General features: G+C 70.2%; 23 protein-coding genes. 17 read left to right on the top strand and 6 right to left on the bottom strand.

Annotated elements, in window-relative coordinates:
* The first annotated feature begins 78 nt into the window (after positions 1-78).
* The gene (locus tag Aco04nite_RS26315) at positions 79-1,668 is read left to right on the top strand and encodes a lysyl oxidase family protein (protein WP_212999941.1); all 1,590 of its coding nucleotides are present in this window, start codon (positions 79-81) and stop codon (positions 1,666-1,668) included.
* A 3-nt stretch (positions 1,669-1,671) separates the two neighbouring features.
* Here the strand turns inward: Aco04nite_RS26315 and Aco04nite_RS26320 are convergent, their stop codons facing one another.
* The 4 genes from Aco04nite_RS26320 to Aco04nite_RS26335 all read right to left on the bottom strand — a co-directional run bounded on the left by Aco04nite_RS26320 (position 1,672) and on the right by Aco04nite_RS26335 (position 8,466).
* On the bottom strand, positions 1,672-2,793 hold the full coding sequence (locus tag Aco04nite_RS26320; RefSeq protein ID WP_212999942.1) for a glycoside hydrolase family 6 protein: 1,122 nt from the start codon (positions 2,791-2,793) through the stop codon (positions 1,672-1,674).
* 40 nt (positions 2,794-2,833) lie between these two features.
* Positions 2,834-4,786: a radical copper oxidase GlxA gene (glxA, locus tag Aco04nite_RS26325; protein ID WP_212999943.1), complete on the bottom strand. Its 1,953-nt coding sequence runs from the start codon at positions 4,784-4,786 to the stop codon at positions 2,834-2,836.
* Entirely contained in the window at positions 4,783-6,636 is a 1,854-nt protein-coding gene (locus tag Aco04nite_RS26330) for a glycosyltransferase family 2 protein (RefSeq protein ID WP_244876307.1), read from the bottom strand. The genes glxA and Aco04nite_RS26330 overlap by 4 nt, the downstream gene beginning before the upstream one ends.
* A gap of 90 nt (positions 6,637-6,726) precedes the next feature.
* Positions 6,727-8,466 carry a hydrogenase maturation protein gene (locus Aco04nite_RS26335; protein ID WP_212999944.1) on the bottom strand — a complete coding sequence of 580 codons (1,740 nt, stop codon included), beginning with the start codon at positions 8,464-8,466 and terminating at the stop codon, positions 6,727-6,729.
* A 186-nt stretch (positions 8,467-8,652) separates the two neighbouring features.
* Here Aco04nite_RS26335 and mfd point away from each other — a divergent pair, with 186 nt between their 5' ends.
* From mfd to Aco04nite_RS26360, 5 genes are read left to right on the top strand one after another with little or no spacing between them, the layout of a single operon-like run.
* Positions 8,653-12,288 carry a transcription-repair coupling factor gene (mfd, locus tag Aco04nite_RS26340; RefSeq protein ID WP_212999945.1) on the top strand — a complete coding sequence of 1,212 codons (3,636 nt, stop codon included), beginning with the start codon at positions 8,653-8,655 and terminating at the stop codon, positions 12,286-12,288.
* 13 nt (positions 12,289-12,301) lie between these two features.
* Positions 12,302-13,090 carry a hypothetical protein gene (locus Aco04nite_RS26345; protein ID WP_212999946.1) on the top strand — a complete coding sequence of 263 codons (789 nt, stop codon included), beginning with the start codon at positions 12,302-12,304 and terminating at the stop codon, positions 13,088-13,090.
* Complete coding sequence (locus tag Aco04nite_RS26350; protein ID WP_212999947.1) at positions 13,090-14,058, top strand: nucleoside triphosphate pyrophosphohydrolase; 969 nt, start codon at positions 13,090-13,092, stop codon at positions 14,056-14,058. Before Aco04nite_RS26345 ends, Aco04nite_RS26350 begins: the two co-directional genes overlap by 1 nt.
* A gap of 10 nt (positions 14,059-14,068) precedes the next feature.
* A complete protein-coding gene (locus Aco04nite_RS26355; protein WP_212999948.1) occupies positions 14,069-15,685 on the top strand; it encodes a DUF885 domain-containing protein in 1,617 nt (538 codons plus the stop codon).
* Positions 15,686-15,687: 2 nt separating this feature from the next.
* Positions 15,688-16,641 (top strand): alpha/beta fold hydrolase, encoded by a 954-nt coding sequence (locus tag Aco04nite_RS26360; protein WP_244876314.1) that lies wholly within the window; start codon positions 15,688-15,690, stop codon positions 16,639-16,641.
* On the opposite strand, the gene Aco04nite_RS26365 is transcribed toward Aco04nite_RS26360, so the two are convergent.
* On the bottom strand, positions 16,619-17,290 hold the full coding sequence (locus tag Aco04nite_RS26365) for a hypothetical protein (protein ID WP_212999950.1): 672 nt from the start codon (positions 17,288-17,290) through the stop codon (positions 16,619-16,621). The genes Aco04nite_RS26360 and Aco04nite_RS26365 overlap by 23 nt on opposite strands.
* Before the next feature lie 44 nt (positions 17,291-17,334).
* Positions 17,335-17,952 carry a hypothetical protein gene (locus Aco04nite_RS26370; protein WP_212999951.1) on the bottom strand — a complete coding sequence of 206 codons (618 nt, stop codon included), beginning with the start codon at positions 17,950-17,952 and terminating at the stop codon, positions 17,335-17,337.
* A gap of 167 nt (positions 17,953-18,119) precedes the next feature.
* On the opposite strand from Aco04nite_RS26370, the gene eno reads away from it, so the two are divergent.
* The 11 genes from eno (at position 18,120) to Aco04nite_RS26425 (ending at position 26,638) form a co-directional block, all read left to right on the top strand.
* Positions 18,120-19,403, top strand: a complete 1,284-nt coding sequence (gene eno, locus Aco04nite_RS26375) for a phosphopyruvate hydratase (protein WP_212999952.1) — start codon at positions 18,120-18,122, stop codon at positions 19,401-19,403.
* Between the two features lie 109 nt (positions 19,404-19,512).
* Positions 19,513-20,136, top strand: coding sequence for an FtsB family cell division protein (locus Aco04nite_RS26380; RefSeq protein ID WP_212999953.1), 624 nt, complete (start codon positions 19,513-19,515; stop codon positions 20,134-20,136).
* Positions 20,137-20,637: a DUF501 domain-containing protein gene (locus Aco04nite_RS26385; RefSeq protein WP_212999954.1), complete on the top strand. Its 501-nt coding sequence runs from the start codon at positions 20,137-20,139 to the stop codon at positions 20,635-20,637.
* The gene (locus tag Aco04nite_RS26390; protein ID WP_438874942.1) at positions 20,634-21,140 is read left to right on the top strand and encodes an amino-acid N-acetyltransferase; all 507 of its coding nucleotides are present in this window, start codon (positions 20,634-20,636) and stop codon (positions 21,138-21,140) included. The genes Aco04nite_RS26385 and Aco04nite_RS26390 overlap by 4 nt, the downstream gene beginning before the upstream one ends.
* Positions 21,141-21,149: 9 nt before the next feature.
* Complete coding sequence (locus Aco04nite_RS26395) at positions 21,150-22,082, top strand: Ppx/GppA phosphatase family protein (protein ID WP_212999955.1); 933 nt, start codon at positions 21,150-21,152, stop codon at positions 22,080-22,082.
* A 70-nt stretch (positions 22,083-22,152) separates the two neighbouring features.
* Entirely contained in the window at positions 22,153-22,482 is a 330-nt protein-coding gene (locus tag Aco04nite_RS26400; RefSeq protein ID WP_212999956.1) for a PadR family transcriptional regulator, read from the top strand.
* Positions 22,479-23,459, top strand: coding sequence for an HAAS signaling domain-containing protein (locus Aco04nite_RS26405; RefSeq protein ID WP_212999957.1), 981 nt, complete (start codon positions 22,479-22,481; stop codon positions 23,457-23,459). The genes Aco04nite_RS26400 and Aco04nite_RS26405 overlap by 4 nt, the downstream gene beginning before the upstream one ends.
* 26 nt (positions 23,460-23,485) lie before the next feature.
* Complete coding sequence (locus Aco04nite_RS26410; protein WP_212999958.1) at positions 23,486-24,223, top strand: uracil-DNA glycosylase; 738 nt, start codon at positions 23,486-23,488, stop codon at positions 24,221-24,223.
* Positions 24,224-24,315: 92 nt separating this feature from the next.
* Entirely contained in the window at positions 24,316-25,014 is a 699-nt protein-coding gene (locus tag Aco04nite_RS26415) for a DUF4129 domain-containing protein (RefSeq protein ID WP_212999959.1), read from the top strand.
* Positions 25,011-25,631 carry a hypothetical protein gene (locus Aco04nite_RS26420; protein ID WP_212999960.1) on the top strand — a complete coding sequence of 207 codons (621 nt, stop codon included), beginning with the start codon at positions 25,011-25,013 and terminating at the stop codon, positions 25,629-25,631. The genes Aco04nite_RS26415 and Aco04nite_RS26420 overlap by 4 nt, the downstream gene beginning before the upstream one ends.
* Before the next feature lie 20 nt (positions 25,632-25,651).
* A complete protein-coding gene (locus Aco04nite_RS26425) occupies positions 25,652-26,638 on the top strand; it encodes an AAA family ATPase (protein WP_213000018.1) in 987 nt (328 codons plus the stop codon).
* The last annotated feature ends 11 nt before the right edge of the window (positions 26,639-26,649 follow it).

A 26,649-nucleotide genomic window follows, 5' to 3' on the forward strand; every position in this document is an offset into this window, starting at 1 on the left:
GGTAAGTCTCATAGCCCCTTACGTCGGCTTCACACCATTCCGGTTTACCTGGGCGACACAGAACCCCGGGGAGGAACCATGACAACAAGGTCCAAGATCCGCACAGCGGTCGCGGTCGGTGCGACGCTGGCGCTGACCGGAGCGGGGGTCGGCGTCGCCAACGCGGCCACCGATCCGCCGCCACTGGCGTTCACCCTCGCCACCTCGAACGTGACGGCCGAGCGGTACGTCTGGGACGGGGAGGCGTACCTGTATCTCGATCTCGGTGTGAACGTGATCGCGGGCAAGGACCCGTTCGAGGTCCGGGCCACCCGCAAGTCGTATGCCGACCCGATCGTCGCCAAGCAGATCGTGCTCAAGAACGGCAAGAAGAAGGAGGTGACGCTGCCCTCCGGGATGGTCACCGGCTGGTCCGGTCTCAAGGACTTCACCACGGTGACCTTCAAGGATGCCGCCGGAACCGAGGTCAAGAGCTTCACCACGGACTTCTGCCCCAATTCGTACGAGTCGGTGCGCACCCGCCGCGACGCGCCCGCGGAGAACCCCTACCCCCGGGGCTGCTCGGAGTACAACCCGTTCAACCTCGGCGGGGTCTGGGGCATCCAGGCCGGCTGGAACGCGACCACGAACAGCATGCCCGCCGGCGACGAGCAGTTCGACCTGCAGCCCGGGCAGTACACGGTGACGGTCGCACTGAACCAGCAGTACCGCGACTACTTCGCGATCGCCGACGCCGACGCCACGCAGACGATCAACCTGACCATCGTCAACGAGACCGACGAGACCGCTGCCGGCGTGGCCGCCGCCCGGGTCAAGGCCGCTCAGGAGGGCGCTGACACGTCGCCCGAGGCGGCGGTCGCCGAGCACGGTGAGCACGGCGGGCAGGGCGACGCGAGCCACCAGGTGTCGGCGTACAAGCCGGGTTTCCGGCCGCCCGCCAAGGCACCGAAGGCGATGTCGAAGAGCGCGCTCGCCACGAGCGCCGCTGCCAAGGGACCGCGTCCCGACCTGCGCTCGCTGCCGGCGTGGGGCATCTCGCTGGAGCAGGACGGCGAGAAGGCCTACGTGAACTTCGGCGCGACCGTGTGGAACGCGGGTACCTCACCGCTGCTGGTGGACGGGTTCCGGCGGACGGGCACCGAGCTGATGGACGCCTACCAGTACTTCTTCGACGCGAACGGCAAGGAGGTCGGCTCGGTCGAGGCCGGGACGATGGAGTGGGACGCCCGCGAGGGGCACCGGCACTGGCACTTCACCGACTTCGCGCAGTACAACCTGCTCGCCGCGGACCAGAAGCTGGCCGTCCGCAGTGGCAAGGAGGCGTTCTGCCTGGCCAACACGGACGCGATCGACTACACGATCAAGAACGCCAAGTGGCGCCCCGACAACACCGACCTCTCCACGTCGTGTGGGCAGAACACCGCCGTCGCGGTGCGTGAGGTGCTCGACATCGGCAGCGGCGACACGTACACCCAGGCCCGGCCGGGTCAGTCGTTCGAGGTCACGGATCTGCCGAACGGCACGTACTACATCGAGGTCAAGGCGAACCCGTCGAACAAGCTGACCGAGCTCAGCACGACGAACAACACGGCACTTCGAGAGATCCACCTCGGCGGTACGCCCACCGCGCGCACCCTCGAGGTCCCGTCGGTGAACGGGCTGGACTAACCGTCAACGGGCGAGTTCGAGGGCGTACTCGGGCCACCACCGGCCCGCCGCGGGGGCACCGTTCCCGCACGCGCCGTCGGACTCGCCCGGCCTTTTCACCCACAGATACGCGTCGACCAGCGCGTTCCCGGTCCGCGTCGACGGCGGGTCCCCGAGTTTGCGCCCGGGCGGGTTGCACCAGTGCTCGTTGCCCTGCGGACCCTGCTCGGCCGGCCCGTTGCCGTTGCGGCTCGTGTCGACCACGAACGTCGCGCCGCCGAGCCGGCCGGAGAGCGCGGTGCCGTACGTGACGTTGGATCCGGTCGTCTCGAAGTTGGCCACGTTGAGCGAGAAGCCCGTGGCCCGCTCGACCCCGGCCTGGCGCAGTGCCCCGGCGAGCAGGGCGGTGTCGGTGATCCACGTCGGGTTCCCCGCGTCCAGGTAGACCCGGGTGCCGGCGTTCTCGCTCAGCGTGCTCACCGCGTACGCGAGGAGCTCGTATCTCTGGTTTTTGCGCTCTTCGTCCAGGCAGCCCTGGACGGCCTGGGGCACGGCGTCGGGTTCGAGGACGACGAGCGCGTCCCTGCCCTCGATCGCCCCGGCCATGGCCGAGATCCAGGAGCGGTACTCGTCGGCGCCGGCCGCTCCGCCCGCGGACTGCCCGGAGCAGTCGCGGTACGGGATGTTGTAGAGCGTGAGGACCGGCAGCTTCCCGGCCTTCGCCGCCGCGGTGACCAGGCTGTGGGCCCGGCTCGCGGTGCCGGCCGAGGAGTCGGCGAACCACGTGGCGGTAGAGCTGTTCGCGATCTTCCTGACCAGGGCGGCGTTCTCGATCTCCCCTGCGTTCTCGTACGACCGGACCTGTTTCGCGGCCGCGCCCGAGGGATCGACGAAGAGGGATGGAGATGGGGCGCGCGTCGACGAGGCGCTCGGCGAAGGCAAAGGCGAATTCGCGGAAGAAGCCGAAGCGGAGGGTACGCCCGAAGGTGGCGAAACGGGCGCAGAAGCAGGGCTGCCGGTGGCGCTCGGAGCGGCCACCGGCGACTCGGTGACCGGCGGCTCGGAGACCGGGGCGTCGTCGCGGGTGAGGGCGAACGCGCCCACGCCGACGGCGACCGCGAGAACCGCGGTCGCCGCCAGCAGCATTCGCCGCCCCCTAGGAGCGGGCCTGGCATGGCGCATCAGATCAGAGCACCTGAACCCAGCGGGCGACCGACGGAATGCCCTTGGCGTCCAGCAGGAAGAGCATGTACCAGCCGGACGGCACCAGGCCCCGCGCCTTGGGCACGGAGAGTTTCAGGGAATCGCCCCTCCCGGGGGTGATGTCCAGGGCCACCGATCGCTGGTCGACGTCGAGGACGTGGGTGACCGCGCTCGGGCGTACCAGTCGCGCCTTGCTGATCCGGCTGGCGTCCGGGCTGGTGAACGCGACGGTGGTGCCGCGCTTCACCTGCGAGGGCCCGCCGGTGATGCTCGGTCGCGCGCCGTGGAAGAGGTACGGCGGCGAGTACACCTCGATGCGCTTCTCGAACGTGCCCGGCCCCTTGCCCGACTCGTCGTAGAGCGGATCGCTGCCCATCGTCACGACCCGGCCGTCGGGCAGCAGGATCGCCTCGGAGTGGTAGTTGCGGCCGACCGTGGACTCGGCGGCGGTGGTGAACACGTTCGTGCCCGGCTGGTAGATCTGCGCGTTGAACAGGTCGGAGCGGGTCCTGGAGCCGTGCTTGCCGCCGCGGTATCCGGACGAGCCACCGGTGGTGAAGACGGTGTCGTCGGGCATGACCACCGCGTTCAGGTAGCGCGCCGGTGCGGGCAGGTCGGGCCCGGGTGCGTAGCGCGGCGAGTCCTCGGTCAGGTCGATGATGTCGGTGCGCTTCGTGGAGACCTCGGACTCGCCGACGCCACCCCCGCCGAAGATCATCACGCGCTGGTCCTGGGCGGGCGGGAGCAGCACCGAGGAACTGGTCTCGGTCAGCTTCGGGTCGCGCAGCCCGGGCACCTCCCGGAAGGTGTTCTTCCGGACATCCCAGACCCCGGGGGTACGCCCGACGGTGTCCGAGCCGTAGCCCGCGTTCGACCCCGAGTAGAAGAAATTGCCGTCCTGCATCAGGTGGAACGACGGGTACGTGGGGAACGTCCGGTGCAGCTCCGGGGCATCCACCCAGCGCTTCTGCGACGCGATGTACTTCTCGTTGTCGCCCGGGATGATCCGGCCGAACTCGTCGAGCCCGGAGACCGCGAGCACGTCGCCGTTCGGCAGCTCGGCCAGCGTCGGATACCAGCGCTTCTCGACCATGTCGCCGACCTTCACGTACGACTCGGTGACCGGGTCGAACTCGTACGACTTGTTGTCCCCCGCGTACTCCTGCTTCTCATGGGTGATCTTGTCGGAGACCCCGTAGACGTTCTGCTTGTCCGCGCCGGTCAGCCCCTGCACGGTGTACTGCCCGGGCGTCTCGACGAGCGGGGCGTCACCCTTCTCCACGGCGTCGACGAAGACCTCGGCCTCGGCGGCGTGCGTCATCACGATCTCGCCGTGCTTCATCGTCGTGGCCTTGCCCAGCACGACGTCGTCGCGCGTTCGGTAGATGTGGCCGGTCTTCGAGACGAGCTTCGTGCCCTTCTTGAACGTGTGCGGGCCGCTGGTCGCCGACTCGTTCTTGAACTTCATCACGCCGTACGCGTGCTCGATGTCCTGCGGCAGCACCTCGTAGTCCTTCGTGCCCCCGGCGATGAGCAGGTTGCCGTCGGGCAGGAACGTGTGGCCCGCGCAGAACACGTCACTCGGCGTGTCTACGTCGGAGAACTCGTCCTTCGCCGGGTCGTAGACGACCGTCCGGAACGTGCCCGCCTCGAACGCGTCCCGGTTGTTGCCGCTGCCCGCGATGATCAGCAGCTTGCCCGTGTTGAGCAGGGCGGCGTGGATCGCGTTGACCTTGAAGTCCTGCGGCACGGGCAGGTCCGACCAGTGGCCGTACCGCTGCTTGTACGACTGCCTGTTGATGCTGAACTCGTGGTAGGCCTCGGAGGCGGCGGCGACCATCGGGCGGTTCACGACCAGGACGATGCCCAGGACCAGCATCGCGACCAGACCGCTCGCGAGCCGGCGGGCAACGGTGGGGCGGGTGCGTGGCTTCACGCGTACGTCCTCTCCATGGTCTTGGGGTCCAGGACTCTCTTCTTGTGGTTCCTCGTCGTCCTGGCGTGGACCTTCTGGATCTGCCAGACGACCACCGGGAGCAGGCAGATCACCAGGTTGAGCGTCGGCCAGAGCCACATCGCGCCGTCCACGTGACCGAGGAACGGCGACGCGATCAGCAGCGCGGCGTAGAAGCCCGCCCAGGCGAGGCTGTGCCGGAACGTGAGCAGCCGGTCCGGGCTGGTCGAGTCGCCCTTGGGGGTCACCACGAAGCCCGCCTTGCGGCCCAGCAGCGCGCCGAAGAACGACGACACGTAGAGCGGCGTGGACAACGTGGAGACCAGCATCCCGGGCAGGCCGGACGAGCCGTCCTCCTCGTGCGGGCTGACGTTGTGCCGGCGGTTGAAGAGGTAGAGCCCGATCTGGAACAGCGCGGCGTCGACGTAGAGCATCAGCCACACCTGCTGCGGCACCTGGACACCCTTGGCACCGAGGATCAGGTAGCAGGCGGCCACGAGCGCACCGAGCACCCAGGCGAGCGCGGTCAGCGGGTAGTACGCCATCAGCAGCGCGTAGTGCAGCGCCCGGCCGATGCCGAGCTTCCAGCCGATCCGGGCGAACTTGCGGACCACGACCTCGTCGGTGCCGCGCGACCAGCGGTGCTGCTGGGTGAAGTAGTCGGTCCAGCTCGACGGGCCCTCGCCGACGGCCAGCACGTCCGGGGTGTAGACCGAGCGCCAGCGTTTGCCCGTACGCGGATTGTTCGTGCTGTGCATGACCACGCTGGTGGCCATGTCCTCGGTGATCGAGTCCTGCAGGCCGCCGATGCTGCGCAGCGCCGCGATGCGTACCGCGTTGTTAGTGCCGACCAGCATCGCGATGCCGCGCTTGTTCCCGGCGCGCTGGAGCAGCGAGTGGAACAGGTACTGCTGCGATTCCGCCCAGCGGGTGACCACGCTGTCGTAGTTGCCGTAGACCTGCGGCCCGACCACGAAGGCCACGTCCGGGTCGTCGAAGTAGCCGAGGAGGCGTTCGCAGAAGTTGGGTTGCGGGACGTGATCGGGGTCGACCGAGACGAAGACGTCGTACGACTCGCCGTGCCGCTCGCACCAGGAGTTGTAGTTGCCGTGCTTGGTCTTCGCCTTGAACGCGCCGGCCGGGGTGTTGAACCGTGGCAATCCGCGCCGGGTGTAGTGCCGCACCCCGAGGCGCCGGCACATCTGCTTGACCTCGTCGTCGTCGCCCTCGTCGAGCAGCCACACGTCGTACGGCCCGGGGTGGCGGATCTTCATCGCCGCGGCGAGGGTGCGCTCCACCATCTCCAGGGGTTCCTTGCCGGGCACGATGGTGGTCAGGAACGCCACGCGCAGGTTCGCGTCCGGGACGACCGGCACGGGGTCCCGCGCCCAGATCGAGGCCAGGCAGAGCGTGACGACGTTGACCAGCCGGAACAGTTCGATCAGGCAGGTCGCCGCGATCATGAAGATGGTCGCCGCGAAGACGGCGGTGTGCAGGTCGGGGTCGGGCAGTGCGATCGAGGCGAGCAGCCAGCCGAAGAACGTCGACTCGAACGCGAAGGCGAACAGGGTGATGAGGACGGTCGCGATCGGGCGTCGCCGGGCGAGCGGTTTCATCGTTACCCGGTACGGCTGGTCCCGGCGCTGTGGGCGGAGTTCGGCGGGACCCGCGAGCACGCTGTAGGCGCTGTAGCTGAACCGGAGCGGGAGGATGTCGGTCCGGTCGTTGCCGCCGCTCAGGTTCTCCATGTCGAGCCGGGCGCGGGGCGCCGGGATGACCCTGGTCTCGTCGAGGTCAGGGGGCTCGGGTGGCGGTGTCTGAACGACGCTCATGACTTCCTTCCGTCGGTGGACGTGACGCATCGTGACGACGGCCGGCCAGCCGTCATCCCGGTGTGGTGCGGTGCTCAGTTGTCGCCGGCGTCAGGCGGAGATCGGAACCGCCGGCCGGACCGCGGGATGACGTCCCAGATCTCCCGCACCCTGGGACGATGGGGGCGTCAGGTGGGGGCGGGCGGGGCGGACACCGGCGAGGAACGCCCGCCGGGCCGCGGTGAAACCGGACCGGTCGGCGTAGATGTCGCTGCTCATCTCGGCCAGTTCGCGGGATTCGTAGACGTCCAGCGGCACCCGCTCGGCGGCGAGGCGACGGGCCTTGGCGGACTGCAGCACCCGGGCTGCGCGGGCGTCGGCGTGCCGGGCGGCCAGGTCACCGAGCCATTCGGCGTACGCCTCCGGGTGACGCGGCCCGACCTCGTCCACCAGTCCCAGCGAGCGGGCGCGCTGGGCGCTCACCGGCAGCTTCGCCTCGACGAGCCGCTGTGCCATGGGTTGTCCGACGCGCCGGGGCAGCGTGAACGTGTGCAGTTCCGAGCCGTAGAGCCCGATGTCGTAGTACGGGTTGAGCACGATGCCGTCGCGGGCCGCCACGATGTCGGCGCCGAGGCCGAGCATGGCGCCACCGGCTCGCGCGCTTCCCGCGTACGCGCAGATCACGACCTGGCGGGTGCACCCGATCAGCTCGCGGCAGATCTCATTGAGGGCCTTGACGTTGGCCCATGCGGAGCCGGCGGGGTCCGCGGCGGCCTCGATGACGGTGAGATGGATGCCGTTGCTGAACGCGTCGGTACCGCCCCGCAGCACCAGCACCCGGGTGTCCTGGCCGATGGCGTGCCGCAGCGCCCCCATCAACCGGCGGCAGTGCCCGGCCGACATCGCGCCGTTGTAGAAGTCGAAGCAGAGCCACCCGACCGGACCGGTGCGCCGATATCTGACCTGCCGGTACGACGGTCCCTCCGGCTCGGCGCCCGCGACGAGCGGGGAGTTCGGAACGCCGCGCAGCCGCCCGCCGAGCAGGGTGGTCGCGGGCAGCTTGACCGCGCCCGGCCGATCGTCACGCAGGTGGCCGAGCCAGACGCTGCCGTCGCCGGTGGCCACCAGCACCGCGCCCTGCCGGCGGCCGAGCAGGGTGCCGGGCCGGGCACCGCGGGTGAGTCCAGGATGTGCGTCATAGGCAAAGACGGGCAAACCCGCAAGCTCTGTGCGTACGCCCGGAGCACTGTCCGCCGCCCTGATCCGCCGGACGATCGGCTCGGTGCCCTCCGCCCAGTCGAAGGCCCGTTCCGCCTGTTTCATCGCGGGCCGCGGCCGGGCGTTCATCACTTCGAGTGTCAGGTCGCTCGCGGTCGCCGGCTGGAACCCGGGGTCGGCTGCCTTCGCGACCACCTCGAGCACGCACTCCACGGCCGCGTCGGCGACCGGGCCGTTGTAGAGCGACGCCTTGCGCGGCGCGGCGGGCGGCATCGGGAAGGTCCGGGAGGCCCAGACCGGCCCGGCCCCGAGCTCCTCGACGGCCTCGACCGCGGTGACTCCCCAGATCGGGGCGGCCTCCGCGATGGCCCAGTCCAGCGGTGACGGGCCCCGATCGCCCACCGGCCCCGGATGGATGACCACCGTGCGCTGGTGCCGCCAGATCTCCGCGGGCACCCGCTCGTTGAGGAAGGGGCAGATGACCAGCTCGGGGCGGCCGGTGCGGACGGCCTCGACCATCTCCTGGCGACCCGTCACCAGCTGCACCCCGACGTCATGCCCGGCGTCGGCGAGCGCACACCAGACACGCTGGCTCAGGCCGTTGAACACCGACACCAAAAGAAGGATCCGCACATCGCCTCCCCAGACAACTTCCCCCGACAAATGGCGAGTCTTCGCTACCCGTTTCGGGTTATGTCGGACTTGTTGTCCGATAGCGGGCGTCGCCTCCGTCACCCCGTCCGCGGACTAAGCTGGACGGGTACCCCCCGTCCAACTGGCGTCGGGGTTTTTCGATGTGTCTTCTAGAGAGTCTTTTTCATGCAACTCAGTGGCCTCATCCCGGCCGCCCTGCGTGACCGCGGGCTCGCCCGGGCCCGCGACCTGGCCCGCAAGGGCGGAGCCGACTCCGATGCCCTCGACCTGACCGCCCCCGCCTCGCTGCGCCCGTTCATCGTGGCCGCCGTCGCCGGACCGGCCGAGATCGGCGGCGCCGGGCGCCCGGTGCTCGCCGTGACCGCGACCAGCCGCGAGGCCGACGACCTCGCCGAAGCGCTCGGCTGTCTCATCACGCCCGGCCGCGTCGCCGTCTATCCCTCCTGGGAGACGCTGCCGCACGAGCGGCTGTCGCCGCGTTCCGACACCGTCGGGCGCCGGCTCGCCGTGCTCCGGCACCTCGCCCACCCCGACGAGACCGGCGTCGAGCCGCTGCAGGTCGTCGTCGCGCCGGTGCGCTCCCTGCTCCAGCCGCAGCTCAAGGGGCTCGGCGATCTCGAGCCGGTGGAGCTGCGCGGCGGTGGCGAGGCGGAGCTGGAGGGGGTCGCACGGCGGCTGTCCGACATGGCGTACGCCCGCGTAGACCTGGTCACCAAGCGTGGCGAGTTCGCCGTGCGCGGTGGCATCCTCGACGTCTTCCCGCCGACCGACGAGCACCCCTCCCGGGTGGAGTTCTGGGGCGACGAGGTCGAGGAGATCCGCACGTTCTCCGTCGCCGACCAGCGCACCATCGACCCGGTCGAGCGGCTCTGGGCACCACCCTGCCGTGAGCTGCTGCTCACCCCGCAGGTGCGGGCCCGGGCGGCCGAGCTGTCCGCCGAGCACCCCGAGCTGGGGGAGATCCTCGACAAGCTCGCCGAGGGCATCCCGGTCGAGGGCATGGAGTCGCTGGCGCCGGCCCTGCTGCAGGGCACGGACAGCATGGAACTACTGATCGACTGCATGCCCGCGGGTACGCACGTGCTGCTCTGCGACCCCGAGCGCATCCGCACCCGCGCGCACGACCTGACCCGCACCTCGAACGAGTTCCTCGAGGCGAGCTGGGCCGCGGCCGCGGTCGGTGGCGAGGCTCCGATCGACGTCGGCGCCGCCGCGTTCCGCACCCTCGCGGACGTGCGCGCACACGCCGCAACGCTGCGTGAACCCTGGTGGACCGTCTCTCCCTTCGGGCTCGCCGACTCCGACTCGCCGGAGAGCGACACGCCCTGGTTGGAGACCGCGCCCGTCGAGGTCTCGCCGGATCTCGGCGACGCCATCGCGCTGCACGCCCAACCGGTGCCGCTCTACCACGGGGACACCGGCAAACTCGCCGACGACCTGCGGCAGTGGTCGGCCGACGGCTGGGCCATCGCGCTGATCTTCGAGGGTCACGGCACCGCCCAGCGCGCCACCGAGCTGCTGCGCGACGCCGGCCTCGGCATCACCCCCGCCGACTCGATCGACAAGGCGATCGAGCCGGGCAGCCTGATCATCACCCGCGGCGGGATCAACCACGGCTTCGTCGACGAGGGCTCCAAGCTCGCCGTCATCACCGGCAACGACATCACCGGCGGCCGGGGCGCGTCCACCAAGGACATGCGCAAGATGCCCAGCCGCCGGCGGAACACGATCGATCCGCTTGAGCTCAAGCCCGGCGACTTCGTGGTGCACGAGCAGCACGGCATCGGCCGTTACGTCGAGCTCGTCCAGCGCAAGGTCAACGGCGCCGACCGCGAATACCTCGTCATCGAGTACGCCGCGAGCAAGCGTGGCCAGCCCGGCGACCGGCTCTTCGTCCCCACCGACCAGCTCGACCAGCTGTCCCGCTACGTCGGCGGCGAGACACCCACGCTGCACAAGATGGGCGGCTCCGAGTGGCAGAAGAGCAAGGCCCGCGCCCGCAAGGCCGTCCGCGAGATCGCCGCCCAGCTCATCCAGCTCTACGCGGCCCGGCAGGCCTCCAAGGGCCACGCGTTCGGCCCCGACACGCCGTGGCAGCGTGAGCTCGAGGACGCCTTCCCCTACCAGGAGACGCCCGACCAGCTGTCCGCGATCAGCGAGGTCAAGCACGACATGGAGCTGGCCGTCCCGATGGACCGGCTGATCTGTGGCGACGTCGGCTACGGCAAGACCGAGATCGCCGTGCGAGCGGCGTTCAAGGCGGTCCAGGACGGCCGGCAGGTCGCCATCCTCGTGCCGACCACGCTGCTCGCCCAGCAGCACTACAACACGTTCGCCGAGCGGATGAGCCAGTTCCCGATCAGCATCAAGCAGCTCTCCCGGTTCCAGACGCCGAAGGAAGCGACGCTCACGCTGGAGGAGGCCGCCGCCGGCACCGCGGACATCGTCATCGGCACGCACCGGCTGCTGTCCAACTCGACGAAGTTCAAGAACCTCGGCCTGATCATCGTCGACGAGGAGCAGCGCTTCGGTGTCGAGCACAAGGAGCAGCTCAAGGCGCTGCGGGCCTCGGTGGACGTGCTGACGATGTCGGCCACCCCGATCCCGCGGACGCTGGAGATGGCGATCACCGGCATCCGCGAGATGTCGACCATCGCCACGCCGCCCGAGGAGCGGCACCCCGTGCTGACGTTCGTGGGGGCGTACGACGACAAGCAGGTCGCCGCCGCCGTACACCGCGAACTGCTCCGCGACGGCCAGGTGTTCTACCTGCACAACCGGGTCGAGACGATCGACAAGGCCGCGCGCCGGCTGCGCGAGCTGGTGCCCGAGGCGCGGGTCGCCGTCGCGCACGGCCAGATGAGCGAGGAACAGCTCGAGAAGGTCATGGTCGGCTTCTGGGAGAAGGAGTTCGACGTCCTGGTCTGCACGACGATCGTGGAGTCCGGCATCGACATCCCCAACGCCAACACGCTGATCGTCGAGCGGGCCGACCTGCTCGGGCTCTCCCAGCTGCACCAGATCCGCGGCCGGGTCGGCCGGGGGCGCGAGCGGGCGTACGCCTACTTCCTCTACCCGCGGGAGAAGCCGCTCACCGAGCACGCGCACGAGCGGCTGGCCACCATCGCCCAGCACACCGAGCTCGGCGCCGGCATGTACGTCGCGATGAAGGACCTCGAGATCCGCGGCGCCGGCAACCTGCTCGGCGGCGAGCAGTCCGGTCACATCGAGGGCGTCGGGTTCGACCTCTACGTACGCATGGTCGGCGAGGCCGTCAGCGCGTTCAAGGGTGAGCGCCCCGAGGAGGAGCCGGAGGTCAAGGTCGACCTGCCGATCGACGCGCACCTGCCCACCGAGTACATCTCCGTCGAGCGGCTACGCCTCGAGATGTACCGCAAGCTCGCCGAGGCCCGCGACGGTGCCCGCCTCGACGAGGTGGTCGCCGAGATGACCGACCGCTACGGGGAGCCCCCGGAGGCGGTCGCCAACCTGATCGCGGTCGCACGCTTCCGGCAGGTGGCGCGGGCGTACGGCCTGACGGACGTCTCGGTCCAGGGCAAGCACCTGCGTTTCTCGCCGCTGCCACTGCCGGACTCGAAGCAGATGCGGCTCAAGCGCTATCACCCCGACTCCGTCTACAAGTCGGTGAACGACCAGGTCAGCGTGCCTCGGCCGAGCACCCGGCGGGTCGGCGGCGAGCCCCTGCGCGACCTCGCACTGCTGCAATGGTGCACGCAGCTGCTCAAGGACGTCCTCGGCGACATCCCGGCCCCGGTGTCGGGCGTCACAGCCAAGGCGTGAGAGAGTCGTGACCATGCGCCGTGCCCGCCGTATCGCATCCACCGCCGTCGTTGCCGCCATCGCCGTCACCGGCCTGTCCGCGTGCCAGCAGTCGCCGGACGTCGCTGCCTACGTCGGGAAGCAGAGCATCTCCGAGGACCGGGTCGAGAAGATCCTCGATCAGGTCCGCGACGATCTGACCGAGGCCCGGAGCAAGGCCGCGGCCACGGGCGAGGCCGGCGGTGCCTCGGCCGGCGCGGTGAGCCCGCTCGTCATGCCGATCAAGCAGCAGGACGTGGTCAACACGCTGCTCAGCATCGACGTGCTGAGCAAGGCGGCGCAGGCGCACGGTGTGCAGGCCGCCGCCGAGCCGACCGTCGACCAGGTCGCCCAGTCCCGCAGCTACTCGGCGACCTGGGAATACACCAAGCTCTACACGCAGACGTTCCAGCTGCGCGCCGCGCTGCAGAGCAAGGTGACGCCGGCGACGCTCACCGACGCCGACCTGCGCGACGTCTACAAGCGCCTGATCGCGGGCGGGGCCGCCGACCCGAGCACGCCGTACGACCAGTTCGCGAGCCAGCTCTCCGCCGATAACAAGAAGCTGCTCGAGACGTATGTCGCGATGCGTAACGAGCTGCAGGACATCGCCGCCGACGCGAAGGTCAAGCTCAACCCGCGGTACGGCAACCAGCAGGTCACGCTGCTGTCGGCACAGTCCGCGGACGGCAAGGACGTGCCGCTCGTGGTGGTGTCGTTCGCCGGTAATGCTGACGAGGCCCCGTACGTCACCGACGTCTCGGCCGTGACTACCCTCGGCTGATGACCCAGCCCGCCGGCCGCATCGTTCTCCTGGTTACGTCACCTCGGCTGCCGGCGGGGCTGCTCACGGCGTACGCGTGGGATCTGGTCCGTAGCAACCCGGTCTTCACGGCCTACGACGGGCCGCAGGTGGTCGCCCTGCGTGCCTCCGGGGTGACTGTGAACGTTGTTTCTCCCTCTATCGATCAACTTGTCGGGTCGCTGACTTCGTCTTCGACGGTCGTGTGGCTGGCGGGTGCCGCAGGCGACGAGGATTTCGCCCGCCGGCTGGGAATGCGGCTCGCCCGCGAGCCCGGGCTGGCCGAGCTGGAGCTGTGTCACGGCTCGTGGGATCCGCCCGGTGCGCGGCTGCTCGACGCGGTCGCCGTGATGGACCGGCTCGTGTCGCCCGGCGGTGACCCGTGGAAGCAGCAGCAGACCCACGAGACCCTCGCGCAGTATCTGCTCGAGGAGAGCTACGAGGCGTACGACGCCATCGCCGACAACGACCTCGACGCCCTCCGCGAGGAGCTGGGTGACGTGCTGCTCCAGATCGTCCTGCACGCCAGGCTCGCCGAGGACCTGCCCGAGGACGAGCGCTGGAACGTCGACGACGTGGCCGGTGACCTGGTCGACAAGATGGTCCGGCGCAACCCGCACGTGTTCGCCGGGGAGAGCGTCGCCAGTGTCGAGGACATCATCGACAACTGGGAACGCATCAAGAAAGCGGAGAAGTCCCGCGAGTCCGTCCTGGAGGGAATCGCCCTGAGCCAGCCCGCGCTGGCGCTCGCCGCGAAGATCCTGCAGCGCACGGAGCGCGCCGGTCTGGACGTGCCGCTACCGTCCGATGCCGACCTCGGGTCCACCCTGCTACGGCTCGTCGCGCAGTCCCGGGTCGACGGTCTCGATGCCGAGTCGTTGCTGCGTGCGGCCGCTCTGCGCTACGCCGGCGCCGTGCGCGACGCGGAAAGTGTCGCACCGGCCGAGTAAGTTCTGCTCCATGCCGGAGTTCGTACCCCTCGCCGAGCGCATCGTCGACGCGATCCTCGAAAGCGACCCCGCCCTCGCCTCCTACGCGGGGGACCACCGCTTCGACGCCGCCCTGCCCGACCTGTCCCCGGGTGCGGTCACCGAGCGGGTCACGATGCTGCGCGACGCGGCCGACGCCCTCTCCGGCATCGACCCCGACTCGTTCGACCAGCAGGATCAGGTCGACCACGCGATCCTCTCGGCGGTGGTCGAGCGCGGCATCTTCGAGCTGACCGACGTGCGCGAGCACGAGTGGAACCCCCTCGAGCACAACCCCGGCCCGCTGCTGCACATGCTGATCGCGCGTCCGTTCGCGCCCGCCGAGGAGCGGCTGACCAGCCTCGAGGGCCGGCTCGCGGCGATCCCCGACGCGCTGGCGACGGCCCGCGCGGTGCTGCGCGACATGCCCCGGCTGCACACCGAGGTCGCCCGCGGCCAGTTCGCCGGTTCCGCCGCGCTGATCCGCGACGAGCTGCCCGGGCTCGTCGGTCAGGCGCCCGGCCCGCGCCCGGCGATCGAGCCCGTTGCCGCGGCGGCGCTGAAGGCCTTCGAGGAGTTCGACGGCTTCCTCGCCCGGCGGCTCGAGAGCGCCGACTCCGGCCGTGACCCCCGCCTCGGGCGCCCGCTCTGGGAGGCGCGGCTCTGGCACACGCTCGACACCGAGTTGCCCGCCGCCGAGATCCTCGCGCGGGCCCGGCGCACCCTCGACGACGTCGGTGCCCAGCTGCGCGAGGCTGCTGCCGAGCTGGTCGGCGGTCCGGCCACCGACGAGACCGTGCGCCGCGCGCTCGACAGCCTCGCGGCCGAGCACCCCGACGACGCCACGATCGTCGACCTGGCGAAGGTGACGATGGGCGAGGCCACCGACTTCGTCCGCGAGCACGACCTGATGACGCTGTTCGACGACCCCTGCGTCATCGAGGAGATGCCGGAGTTCGCCCGCGGCGTGGCCGTCGCCTACTGCGACCCGCCCGGCCCGCTGGAGACCGCCGACGTCCCGACGTTCTACTGCATCGCCCCGGCCCCGGCCGAGTGGAGCGCCGCGCGCCGCGAGTCGTTCTACCGCGAATACAACAACCACATGCTGCGCAACCTGACCGTGCACGAGGCCATGCCCGGCCATTTTCTGCAGCTCGCCCACTCCCGCCGGTTCCGCGCCGCCACCCGGGTGCGGTCGCTCGGCTTCTCCGGCCCGTTCGTCGAGGGCTGGGCGGTCTATGCCGAGGAGCTGATGACCGGCCTCGGCTTCGGCGGTCTGCCGATCCGGCTGCAGCAGCTCAAGATGCAGCTCCGGATGAGCCTCAACGCCGTGCTCGACCAGCTCGTGCACTGCGAGGACCTGCCCGAGGCGGAGGCGATGGCGATGATGACCGGGCTCGGCTTCCAGGAGGAGGGCGAGGCAGCGGGCAAATGGAAGCGCGCGCTGCTGACCTCGACCCAGCTCTCCACCTATTTCGTCGGCTACACCGAGATCGCCGAGATCGCGGCCGCCCGGCCCTTCGGCGCCACCCCCAAGGCCTGGCACGACGCGATGCTGGCCCACGGCTCGCCGCCGCCGCGCCACCTGCGCTTCCTGCTGGGGGTGTGACCATGCGTCCGGCCGGCTTCGCCCCCGGCTCCCCGACCGGCGGCCTCTTCCGGCACAGCCACGTCGCGGTGGGGGCGTCCACGCTGCACGTCGTCGAGGCGGGTCCCGCGGACGGCCAGGTCTTTCTCCTGGTGCACGGCTGGCCCCAGTCCTGGTTCTCGTGGCGGGGCGTGATGGCCGCCGGCGCGGCGGCTGGTGCCCGGATGGTGGCGTTCGACCTGCCCGGGGTGGGGGAGTCGACCGGCGACGCGACCGACGGCACCAAGCGCTCCCTCGCCGAGGTGGTCCACGGGCTGATCGGCGCGCTGGGGCTGCACCGCCCGGTCCTCGCCGGCCACGACTGCGGCGGAATGATCGGCTGGTCCTACCTCCAGACCTATGACGACGTCGCGGCCGTCGCGATCCTCGACACCGTCGTGCCCGGGATCGACCCGTGGAACGACGTGCTCGCCAACCCGTATCTCTGGCATTTCGCGTTCCACTCGATCCCGGGGCTGCCCGAGACGATGGTCACCGGCCGCGAGCGGCCCTACTTCGACTACTTCTTCGACGTCCTCTCACCCGACCCGGCCCGGATCACCGACGACGCCCGCCAGGCCGCCGTCGCCGCCTACAGCACCCCCGAATCCCTCGCCGCCGGCTTCTCCTGGTACCGCCAACTCCACGCCGATGCCGCCAACAACACCCCACAACCCGCCACGTCCGGCCCTGCCCCGTCCGGTCCTGACGTAGGGCCGGCGTCCGACATCGCGCTCGACGCGCGGCGGGTGGGGACGCCGTTGCTCTATGTGCGTGGGGAGAAGGAGGGCGGCGATCTTGACCGTTACGTCGCGGGGTTCCGGGCGGCAGGGGTCGACGATGTTCGGGGTGTCCGGATTCCGCGCGCGGGGCATTTCACCCTCGAGGAAGAGCCCGCGGAGGTGTGGGCCGTTCTCAGTTCTTTCGGTGGTCGATGATTTTCGCGCCCGCGGGCAGCTCGAACGTGTCGGCGGAGACCTGCTCCGAGTAGTGCGTCATCGCCACGTCGGCTCGGCCCGCACCGAGCAGGCCGGTGAAGCTGCCGAGCAGGCCGTCGTTGGTGATGCAGGCGTCGAAGCCGTCCAGCTTGACGCACGTGGCGTGTCGTCCGGCGATCGTCGTGTCGCGCTGAGTGACTGAAATGTCCGGGTCGAGGGAGGCGCGGTTGAGAGCCGTCTGCACCGCGTCGGGCATCACCATGCCGGCGTTGGTGGCTCCGCGGAAGACCGCGGCGGGCGGTGGGCTCGTCGCGGTGGCCGGCGCGGTCAACGTGCAGGTCACCGGGGCGGGCGTGGTGGTGCACGAGGTGATCGCCGCCGAGGTGACGAGCACCTTGCCGCCCGGGTAGACGTACGCCGTGCCGGCTGGATCGCGTACCTGTGCGATCGTCCCGGTCTTGCCCCCGGTTAGCTGATAGGTCGCCTCGAAGGTCAGGTCTCCCGCGCCGGCGAGCTGAGCCGCGAGATCGGCCACCAGGTCGTTGCGGCTCAGTCCGGAAGCCGACGCTTTGTCCAGATCCGAGCAGCCCGGCAGGGCGACGAGGGCGACAAGCGCAACCGCTGCGCAACGCAGGCGTAATGAGGGCACGGGCCCACCTTTGCCGATGCCCGCAACCCGGCGCAAACGAGTTGTCAGGCGCGGCTGCGGCTGAGCAGCTGCTGGCGCATGACGTACCGGCGGATGAGCCGGGCCTGGGCCTCGCCGGAGTCGAAGACGGCCACGATCTCGACCGACATCGGGCCCGGCGGCACCTGCTGGGGGAGCATCGCGACCCGGGAGGCGGTGGCCGGCACGTTGATGATCTCGCTGCCGAGCTGGATCCAGAGCCGTAGTTCCTCGCCCTCGACCACGTTCGTGCCCTCGAAGTGGGCGCGGGCGCTGTGCTCGCTGATGTCGCGGACCCAGCCGTGGGCGTCGATCCAGCCGTCGCGGCGCAGGATGATCTGCTCGCCGCCGCCACCGCGGACGAAGTGGCGCTGCTGTTCGACGTGGGCCTCACCGGCGGGCAGGACCTCTACCCGGTTCTCCTCGACCTCGACGACTGCGCACGGCAGGGCGAACCTGCCGCGCGGGGCCGCCGACCAGCGCAGCGTGACGGACGAGCCCACCCGGGGCACGGCCGCCAGCGGCGTGGAGAGGGTCAGGCCCGCGCCACCGGCGTGAACCACACGGACACGGGCGGCCTGCTCGTCGGAGGCGGTCATCTCGACGTACGAGCCGGCATCGGGGAGCTGCGCGAGAGTAGTCATAGCGACCAGGGACATCGGCCCGCCCGGCCCGGCCATGAGCCCCGCGTCGCTCAAGAACGGCGCAAGTGTTCTGGGAAGTTCATGAGCCCCCAGCACCCCGCTCATCCGAGGTCTATACCCTCAGACTCGTGCTCAAAGTTTCTAACTAATAGGGAGCGACACGACAGATGGCCACCATTGAAGCGATCGTCGCCCGGGAAATCCTCGACTCACGGGGAAATCCGACCGTCGAGGTCGAGGTCGGGCTCGACGACGGGACCATCGGCCGTGCCGCGGTCCCGTCCGGCGCCTCCACCGGCGCCTTCGAGGCGATCGAACTGCGTGACGGCGACAAGGGCCGCTACCTCGGCAAGGGTGTCGAGCAGGCGGTCAGCAACGTCGAGGACAAGATCGCTGACGAGCTGATCGGCTACGAGGCCAGCGAGCAGCGCCTGATCGACGAGAAGATGCTCGACCTGGACGGCACGGCCGACAAGTCGGAGCTGGGCGCCAACGCGATCCTGGGCGTCTCGCTCGCGGTCGCCAAGGCCGCCGCGCAGAGCTCCGAGCTGCCGCTGTTCCGCTACGTCGGCGGCCCCAACGCGCACCTGCTGCCCGTGCCGATGATGAACATCCTCAACGGCGGGGCGCACGCCGACTCGAACGTCGACGTGCAGGAATTCATGATCGCGCCGATCGGTGCGGCCAGCTTCCGCGAAGCGCTTCGCACCGGCGCGGAGGTCTACCACGCGCTCAAGTCGGTGCTGAAGAAGAAGGGCCTCTCGACGGGCCTCGGCGACGAGGGTGGCTTCGCCCCCAACCTGCCGACCAACGCCGCCGCCCTGGACCTGATCGGCGAGGCCGTCGCGGCTGCCGGCTTCACTCTGGGTACGGACATCGTGCTGGCGATGGACGTCGCCGCGACCGAGTTCTACAAGGACGGCGCGTACGTCTTCGAGGGCTCGCCGAAGTCGACCGAGGAAATGATCAACTACTACGCCAAGCTCGCCGAGGCGTACCCGATCGTCTCCATCGAGGACCCGCTGTCGGAGGAGGACTGGGCCGGCTGGACGGCGATGACCGCACAGCTGGGTAACAAAATCCAGATCGTCGGCGACGACCTCTTCGTGACGAACCCCACTCGAATCGGCCGGGGCATCGCCGAGAGCGCCGCCAACGCTGTTCTGGTGAAGGTCAACCAGATCGGTTCGCTCACCGAGACGCTCGACGCGGTGGACCTCGCGCACCGGGCCGGCTTCAAGACGATGATGAGCCACCGGTCCGGCGAGACCGAGGACGTCACCATCGCCGACCTGGCAGTTGCCGTCGGCAGCGGCCAGATCAAGACCGGTGCTCCGGCGCGTTCGGACCGGGTCGCGAAGTACAACCAGCTCCTGCGCATCGAGGAAGAGCTGGGCGACGCCGCCCGCTACGCCGGGGCAGGCGCGTTCCCGCGTTACCGCTCCGCGTAACGCTCTGTCACGAGATCATGGAGTTGTGGCTCCCCGTTTTTTGGGCATAGTGTCCAGGGACAGGTGCCGCAACTCCATGGTCTTTGGCGAGTGCCGGGGGAGGGCAGGGATGACGCAGCGCCGCAGTCCGAGTGGACAGGGGCCGTCGCGCCGCTCCACCGGCTATGCGGGGCGTCCGGGTGTCCGTAACGGCGCCCGTCCTTCGCGCACCCGTGACACCGTGCCGACCCGCATCGAGCCGCGGCACATGCCGTCGGCCCGCAGCACCGGCAGCGTCAACAGATCCAGCAGCAGACCGGCGGCAGCCCGCCGCGCGGCCGCGTCCGGCGCCACCAAGCGCACCGTTGCGACCCGGCCCAAGGCGTTCACCGCCCGGGCGACCGTTCTGATCTCCGTCCTCGTGGTGCTCGCTCTCGCCTACACCTACCCGGTCCGCGTCTATCTCGCGCAGGAATCCCAGATCGCTCAGATCCAGGCCGACCAGGCCCTGCAGGAGTCGACGATCAAGGGGCTGCAGGAGGAGGCGGACAAGTGGCAGGACGACGAATACGTCCGCAGCCAGGCCCGTGACCGGCTGATGTATGTGAAACCGGGCGAGGTGCCGCTGGTCGTGTTCGACGACCCGACCGGCGCCGAACGCGACGGAACCAAGACCGCGACGGCCGAGCCCGGCCGGTGGTACGACACACTGTGGGGAAGTGTCGCAGCAGCCAATGCAGAATCCCGAAAGTAGATGACGACTCCTTCCGAGACCGATCTCGAGATCGTCGCCGAGCAGCTCGGCCGCCGCCCCCGGGGCACCCGTGCCATCGCCCACCGCTGTCCGTGCGGCAATCCGGACGTGGTGGAGACCGAGCCCCGCCTCGATGACGGCACCCCGTTCCCGACCACCTTCTATCTGACCTGCCCGCGGGCCACGGCGGCGTGCAGCCGTCTCGAGTCCGCCGGGGTCATGCGCGAGATGCAGGAGCGGCTCTCCACCGATCCCGAGCTCGCCAAGCGCTACCGGGCCGCCCACGAGGACTATCTGGCCCGCCGCGAGGCGCTCGGCCACGTCCCCGAGATCGCGAAGGTCTCCGCCGGCGGCATGCCCGACCGGGTGAAGTGCCTGCACGTCCAGCTCGGTCACGCGCTCGCTGCCGGCCCCGGGGTCAACCCGTTCGGCGACGAGGTCCGCGCGGCGATCGAGCCCTGGTGGGCCGACGGTGCCTGCGTGCATCTGGAAACCGAGTGACCGTGCAGGTGGAGATCCGCCGGGCGCGCACCTCGGATGTCCGGGCGATCCGTGCGCTCGTCGACACGTACACAGCGGATCGGCGGCTGCTCAGCAAGGCCACGGTCACGCTCTACGAGAGCGTCCAGGAGTTCTGGGTCGCCGTCACCGATGACGAGCGCGTGGTCGGCTGCGGTGCCCTGCACGTGATGTGGGAGGACCTGGCGGAGATCCGCACGGTCGCCGTCGACCCGGCCTGCCGCGGCCTGCGGATCGGCCACCGGCTCGTCGCCGAGCTGATCGACCAGGCCCGCCTGCTCGGCGTCGCCCGCGTCTTCTGTCTCACGTTCGAGACGCGCTTCTTCGGGTCGTTCGGTTTCACCGAGATCGACGGCGCGCCGGTCCCGCACACGGTCTACGAGCAGCTGCTCCGCTCGTACGACGAGGGTGTCGCCGAGTTCCTCGACCTGGAACGGGTCAAGCCGAATACGCTCGGCAACAAGCGGATGTTGCTACATCTCTAGGAGACTGCCTTGCGTGTCGCCGCCATCGACTGCGGAACCAACTCGATCCGTCTGCTGATCGCTGACGTGAGCGGCGACCTCTCCGCTCCCGACGGGACGATGCCGGCGCTCACCGACGTCGCCCGGCGGATGGAGATCGTCCGGCTGGGCGAGGGCGTGGACCGCACCGGTGAGCTGGCCCCGGAGGCCATCGAGCGCACCCGCAAGGCCCTCATCGGATATGCCGCCGAGATCGCCGAGCTGGGCGTCGACCGGGTCCGCATGTGTGCCACGTCGGCCTCCCGCGACGCCTCCAACGCGGAGGACTTCCGCGCGATGGTGCGTTCGGTGCTGGGTGTCGAGCCCCAGGTGATCACCGGCGAGGAGGAGGCGCTGCTCTCCTTCGCCGGCGCGGTCACCGGCCTCGACGCGCAGACGCCCTACCTGGTGGTGGACATCGGCGGCGGCTCGACCGAGTTCGTCGTCGGCGACACCGGTGTCCGGAACGCCATCTCCATGGACATCGGCTGCGTCCGGATGACCGAGCGGCATCTGCGCAGCGACCCGCCGACCGAGGCCGAGATCGCGGCCGCGGAGAAGGACATCACCGCCGCTGTCGACGAGGCCCTGCGCGCGGTCTCCGGCAAGGACGCCGCGACGCTGGTCGGCCTTGCCGGGTCGGTCACCACCGTGGCGGCGCTCGCGCTCAACCTCGCCGAGTACGACTCCGACCAGATCCACCACGCCCGCATCGCGTACGACGACGTGGTCCGGGTGACAGCCGACCTCCTCGGCTCAACCGTCGCCGACCGCCTCGAACTGTCGGTGATGCACCCCGGCCGCGCCGACGTCATCGCCGCCGGCGCACTGATCCTGCGCATCATCATGGAGCGCACCGGTCAGGCCTCCGTCATCGCCAGCGAGCACGACATCCTCGACGGGATCGCCTTCTCCCTCGCATAGAACGCCGCCGGCACGGCCGCTACTACTTTTCTTTTGACACTACTTCGCATCGCACAGTAGTGTGCATCGCGTGGATACGACGCAGCTGCTCAAGGGCGTCCTCGATCTCGCCGTGCTGGCCGCGCTCCGTGACGAGGACGGCTACGGCTACGACATCCTGCGCCGGTTGCGCACGGCGGGGCTGGGCGACGTCGGGGATGCCAGCGTCTACGGCACGTTGCGGCGGCTCTACAACGGCGGGCTGCTGACCACCTACGTGGTGCCCAGCGACGAGGGGCCGCACCGCAAGTACTACTCGCTCAATCCCGCCGGCCGGGCGGAGTTGCAGCGGTCGGGCAAAGTGTGGCAAGGCTTCGCATCTACGATGGACGATCTGCTTCGCGAGCGGGGGACGGCGTGAATTCGACGGCTCAGGACGAGATCACCGCGTATGTTTTCGCGGTCCGGGCGGCGCTCGGCGATCTGCCCGAGGCGCAGCGCGACGAGTTGCTCGAGGACCTCACCGAGCATCTGACCGAGGTCATGGCCGACGGTGAGGGGCCGCTCACCGACCGGGTGGGCAGCCCGGAGGCCTACGCGGCCGAGCTGCGCGGCACGGCCCCGTTCGTCGGCGGGTTCCCCGATCCGCCCACGCGTCCCAACCCGCTGATCGAGCTGCGCGACCAGGTGCTGCCGGTCCTGCGGACAGCGGATGTGAAGGTGGGCGGCGTGCTCGGCTACGAGCGGGCCAGCGACTTCGGCCGGCTGCTGCGCCCCGCCTGGTGGGTGCTGCGCGGCTATCTCGCGGCGATGGTGGTCGCCGAGATCCTCGACGGCGGCGACCAGCCGATCGGCCTGCTGCCCCGGATCGGTGGCAGCGACGGGGTCGCGCTGATCCTGCTCGCCGCCGGGATCCTCGGGTCGATCTGGCTCGGGCGGCGCTCGTTCCGGCTGTCGACCTGGCCGAAGGCCGTCCTCTACGGCACGTCGTTCGTGCTCGTGATCGTCGCGCTGACCGGGTTCACCCAGGCCGACGGCTACACCCGCGACTCGTACTACTCGAACGTCACTTCCTACGACAATCCGTACAGTCAGGTCGAGGATGTGTTCGTCTATGACGCGCAGGGGCGGCTGGTGACCGGCGCGCGGCTGCTCGACCAGAACGGCCAGCCGATCCATCTCGGCAACGCCTACTGCTACGACGACGAGGGCACCTACGCCGACGCGCCCGAGGGCGTCTATCCGTACTGTGCGAGCAAGGCCCCCTTCCGGATGCCGGACGCCTCCGACGCCCCGTTGCCCAGCCCCGCTCCCAGCGGGATCAGCCCGTCCGCGGCCGAGCCCAGCGACGCCCCGGCGACGCCCAGCCCTTCGGTCAGCCCGTCGCCCAGCAAGTAGGTGACAGGAGGTGCGAAGCTGGGCGCGTGCCCACCCGTACCCCTGAGGAAGTCAGCGCCCGAGCGGCCGCCGCGCCGCGACTGAGCGTGCTCGACGCGGACATCGCGGATTGTTTCGCCTGCCCGCGCCTGGTCACCTGGCGTGAGGAGGTCGCGGCCACGAAGCGTGCCGCATTCCGTGACCAGACCTACTGGGGCCGGCCCATCCCCGGGTACGGCCCGGGCGACGCCGAGATCGCGATCCTGGGTCTGGCCCCCGCGGCGCACGGCGGCAACCGCACCGGCCGCATCTTCACGGGTGACCGCTCCGGCGACGTCCTCTTCGCCGCGCTGCACCGCGCCGGCCTGGCCAATCAGCCGACCAGCGTCAGCGCGGACGACGGCCTGACCCTCGCGCACACCCGAATCTTCGCCGCGGTCCGCTGCGCCCCGCCGGACAACAAGCCGCTGCCGGTCGAGCGCGACACCTGCGCACCCTGGCTGCATCGCGAGGTCTCACTCATCAGACCGACCCTGCGCGTCGTGGTCGCCCTGGGTGCCTTCGCCTGGGCCGCGTGGTGGCCGGTTCTCAAGCAGGTGTACGCCGTGAGCGCCCCGGTTCCCCGCCCCCGCTTCACTCACGGTGCCCATGTCGTGCTGCCCGGCGGACCCGATCTGCTCGGCTGCTACCACGTGTCCCAGCAGAACACTTTCACCGGCCGCTTGACCCCCGCGATGCTCGACGACGTGTTCGGCAGTGCGAAACGCCTCGCGGGCCTGGCATGATTCGGGCCACCGCATTTTCCCCACGCCGAACCCTGAGCTCTCCCGCGGTGGAAGACCAAGGACCGAAGCACGAACGATCAAGGGCCTGAGAATTGGATCTCGCCGCACTGCGACGCTGGTGGCCGCTGGCCGCCGTCCTCGCGCTGCTCTGTCTCGCCGCCCTGGCCGCGACCCGTTCGGCGCCCCAGCTCGAGCGCTTCAACCCGGACGCCGAGCCCGAGGCACCGCTGGCACCGCTGCTCCCGCCGTCCCCGGAGCCGATCGCCAGCAAGGCGCCCCGCCCGGTGGAGGCCGCCGCCGGGCTGCCCGACTGGGTCGGGACCGTCGCGTGGATCGTGATCGGCGTGGCCCTGGCCGCGGTGCTGGTCCTGGTGGCCGTCGCGCTGCTGCGGGACGTCGCGCGGCGGCGGGGACCCCGCAAGGGCAAGCGGGCAGCGCCCCGCTCCAACGCGCGTGCGGCCGAGGACATCGTGGCCGCGGTGGACGCGGGCCTGCAGGAGCTCACCGACACCGACAGGGATCCACGCCGCGCCGTCATCGCCTGCTGGGTGCGCCTGGAGCAGGCCGCCGCCGCTGCCGGGACACCGCGCCACGCCGGCGACAGCCCGACCGACCTGGTCGCGCGTCTGCTGAACGAGCAGAACCTCGACACGGCGGTGCTGACGCCGTTCGCACACGTCTACCGGCAGGCCCGTTACGCGACGCACACGGTTGACGACCAGATGCGCCAGCAGGCCCGCGCGGCGCTCGAACGGCTCCGTACCGACCTGGGAGCGGGGGTTTCCGCATGAGTCTCGACGCTGACGGCGGTCTCGCCGATCTGTTCGGTGCCACCGATGAGCGGTACAGCGCCGAGGAACCGCCCGGCCCGGTCGAGAAGCGCCGCATCCGGATCGACCGGATCGCCGGCAACGTGCTGCTCATCGGCACGGCCACCGTGATCACCATCGCGGTGTCGCGCTCGCAGGGCATCAAGATCTCGGTGCTGCTGACCGTGGTCGCTTTCGTGGCATTGCGGCTGCTGATGTTCGCGGTGTCCGAAGTGGCCCCGCCGGCACCTCCCCGCCGGCGCGCTCGGGGCGGCGAGGAGTCCGGTGACTATCTCTGGGCCTCCGGCGACCTGCTGCGCGTGGGCGTACGCCGCTGGGAGCAGCAACTCGACTGGTCGGAGAACGACGCCGACCGCTTTTCGCGTATCGTCCTGCCCGCGCTCTCGGAGATGGCGGACGAACGGCTGCGGCTGCGGCACGGATTCACCCGCGAATCGGATCCCGGGCGCGCGCGGGAGCTGATGGGCGAGCAGCTGTGGCAGCTGCTGAACGAACCGGGCCGGCGTGCGCCGAAGCCCCGTGATCTGTCGGCACTCGTCGACGCCTTGGAACGGATCTCCAGAAGGGTGGATCGGTGACGGACTCGAGCGTGGAGGCGATGGCGCCCTACGAGGTGGGCCGCCTGGCCGGCGCGGTCCTCGACTCGGTCGGCAGCGTGGTGGTCGGCAAGCGGGACTCCCTCGAGCTGGTGCTGGCCGGGATCCTGGCCGGCGGGCACGTGCTGCTGGAGGACCTGCCCGGCCTGGGCAAGACGCTGACCGCCCGCTGCTTCGCGCAGGCGCTCGGGCTGGACTTCCGGCGGTTGCAGTTCACCCCGGACCTGCTGCCCGCGGACGTGACCGGCTCCTTCCTCTACGACCAGCGCAAGGGCGACTTCGCGTTCCGGGCCGGCCCGGTCTTCACGAACATGCTGCTGGCCGACGAGATCAACCGGACGCCGCCGAAGACCCAGTCGGCGCTGCTCGAGGCGATGCAGGAGAAGCAGGTCTCGGTCGAGGGCGTGACCTACCGGCTGGACCCGCCGTTCCACGTGCTGGCCACCGCCAACCCCATCGAGTACGAAGGCACGTACCCGCTGCCCGAGGCCCAGCTCGACCGGTTCCTGCTGCGCGTCTCGTTCGGCTATCCCACCGCCGACGAGGAGTGGGAGGTCCTGCGCCGGCGCATGTCGCGCCGCCAGGAGGAGTCGCAGCTGACCCCCGTGGTCAACTCCCACACCCTGCAGGCGATGCAGGCGGCGTTGGAGACGGTGCAGGTCGAGGACTCGATCGGCCGTTACATCGTGGAGCTGACCGCGGCGACCCGCGAGCACTCCGCCACGCTGGTCGGCGCTTCCCCGCGTGGTTCCCTGGCGCTGCTGCTGCTGGCACGGGCCCGCGCGGTCATGTCCGGCCGCGACTACGTGGTGCCCGAGGACGTCAAGGACGTCGCGGTGCCGGCCCTGGCACACCGGCTCACGCTGCGGCCGGAGATGTGGCTGCGCCGGGTCGACCCGGGCTTCGTGGTCCAGGAGGTGCTGCAGAACGTCGCGGCGCCGGCCAGCGGCGCGCTGCCGACGTACGCGGGCGGATACGCCGAGCAGTGACCGGGACCGAA

Source organism: Winogradskya consettensis, from assembly GCF_018332715.1.
Lineage (GTDB): Bacteria > Actinomycetota > Actinomycetes > Mycobacteriales > Micromonosporaceae > Actinoplanes > Actinoplanes consettensis.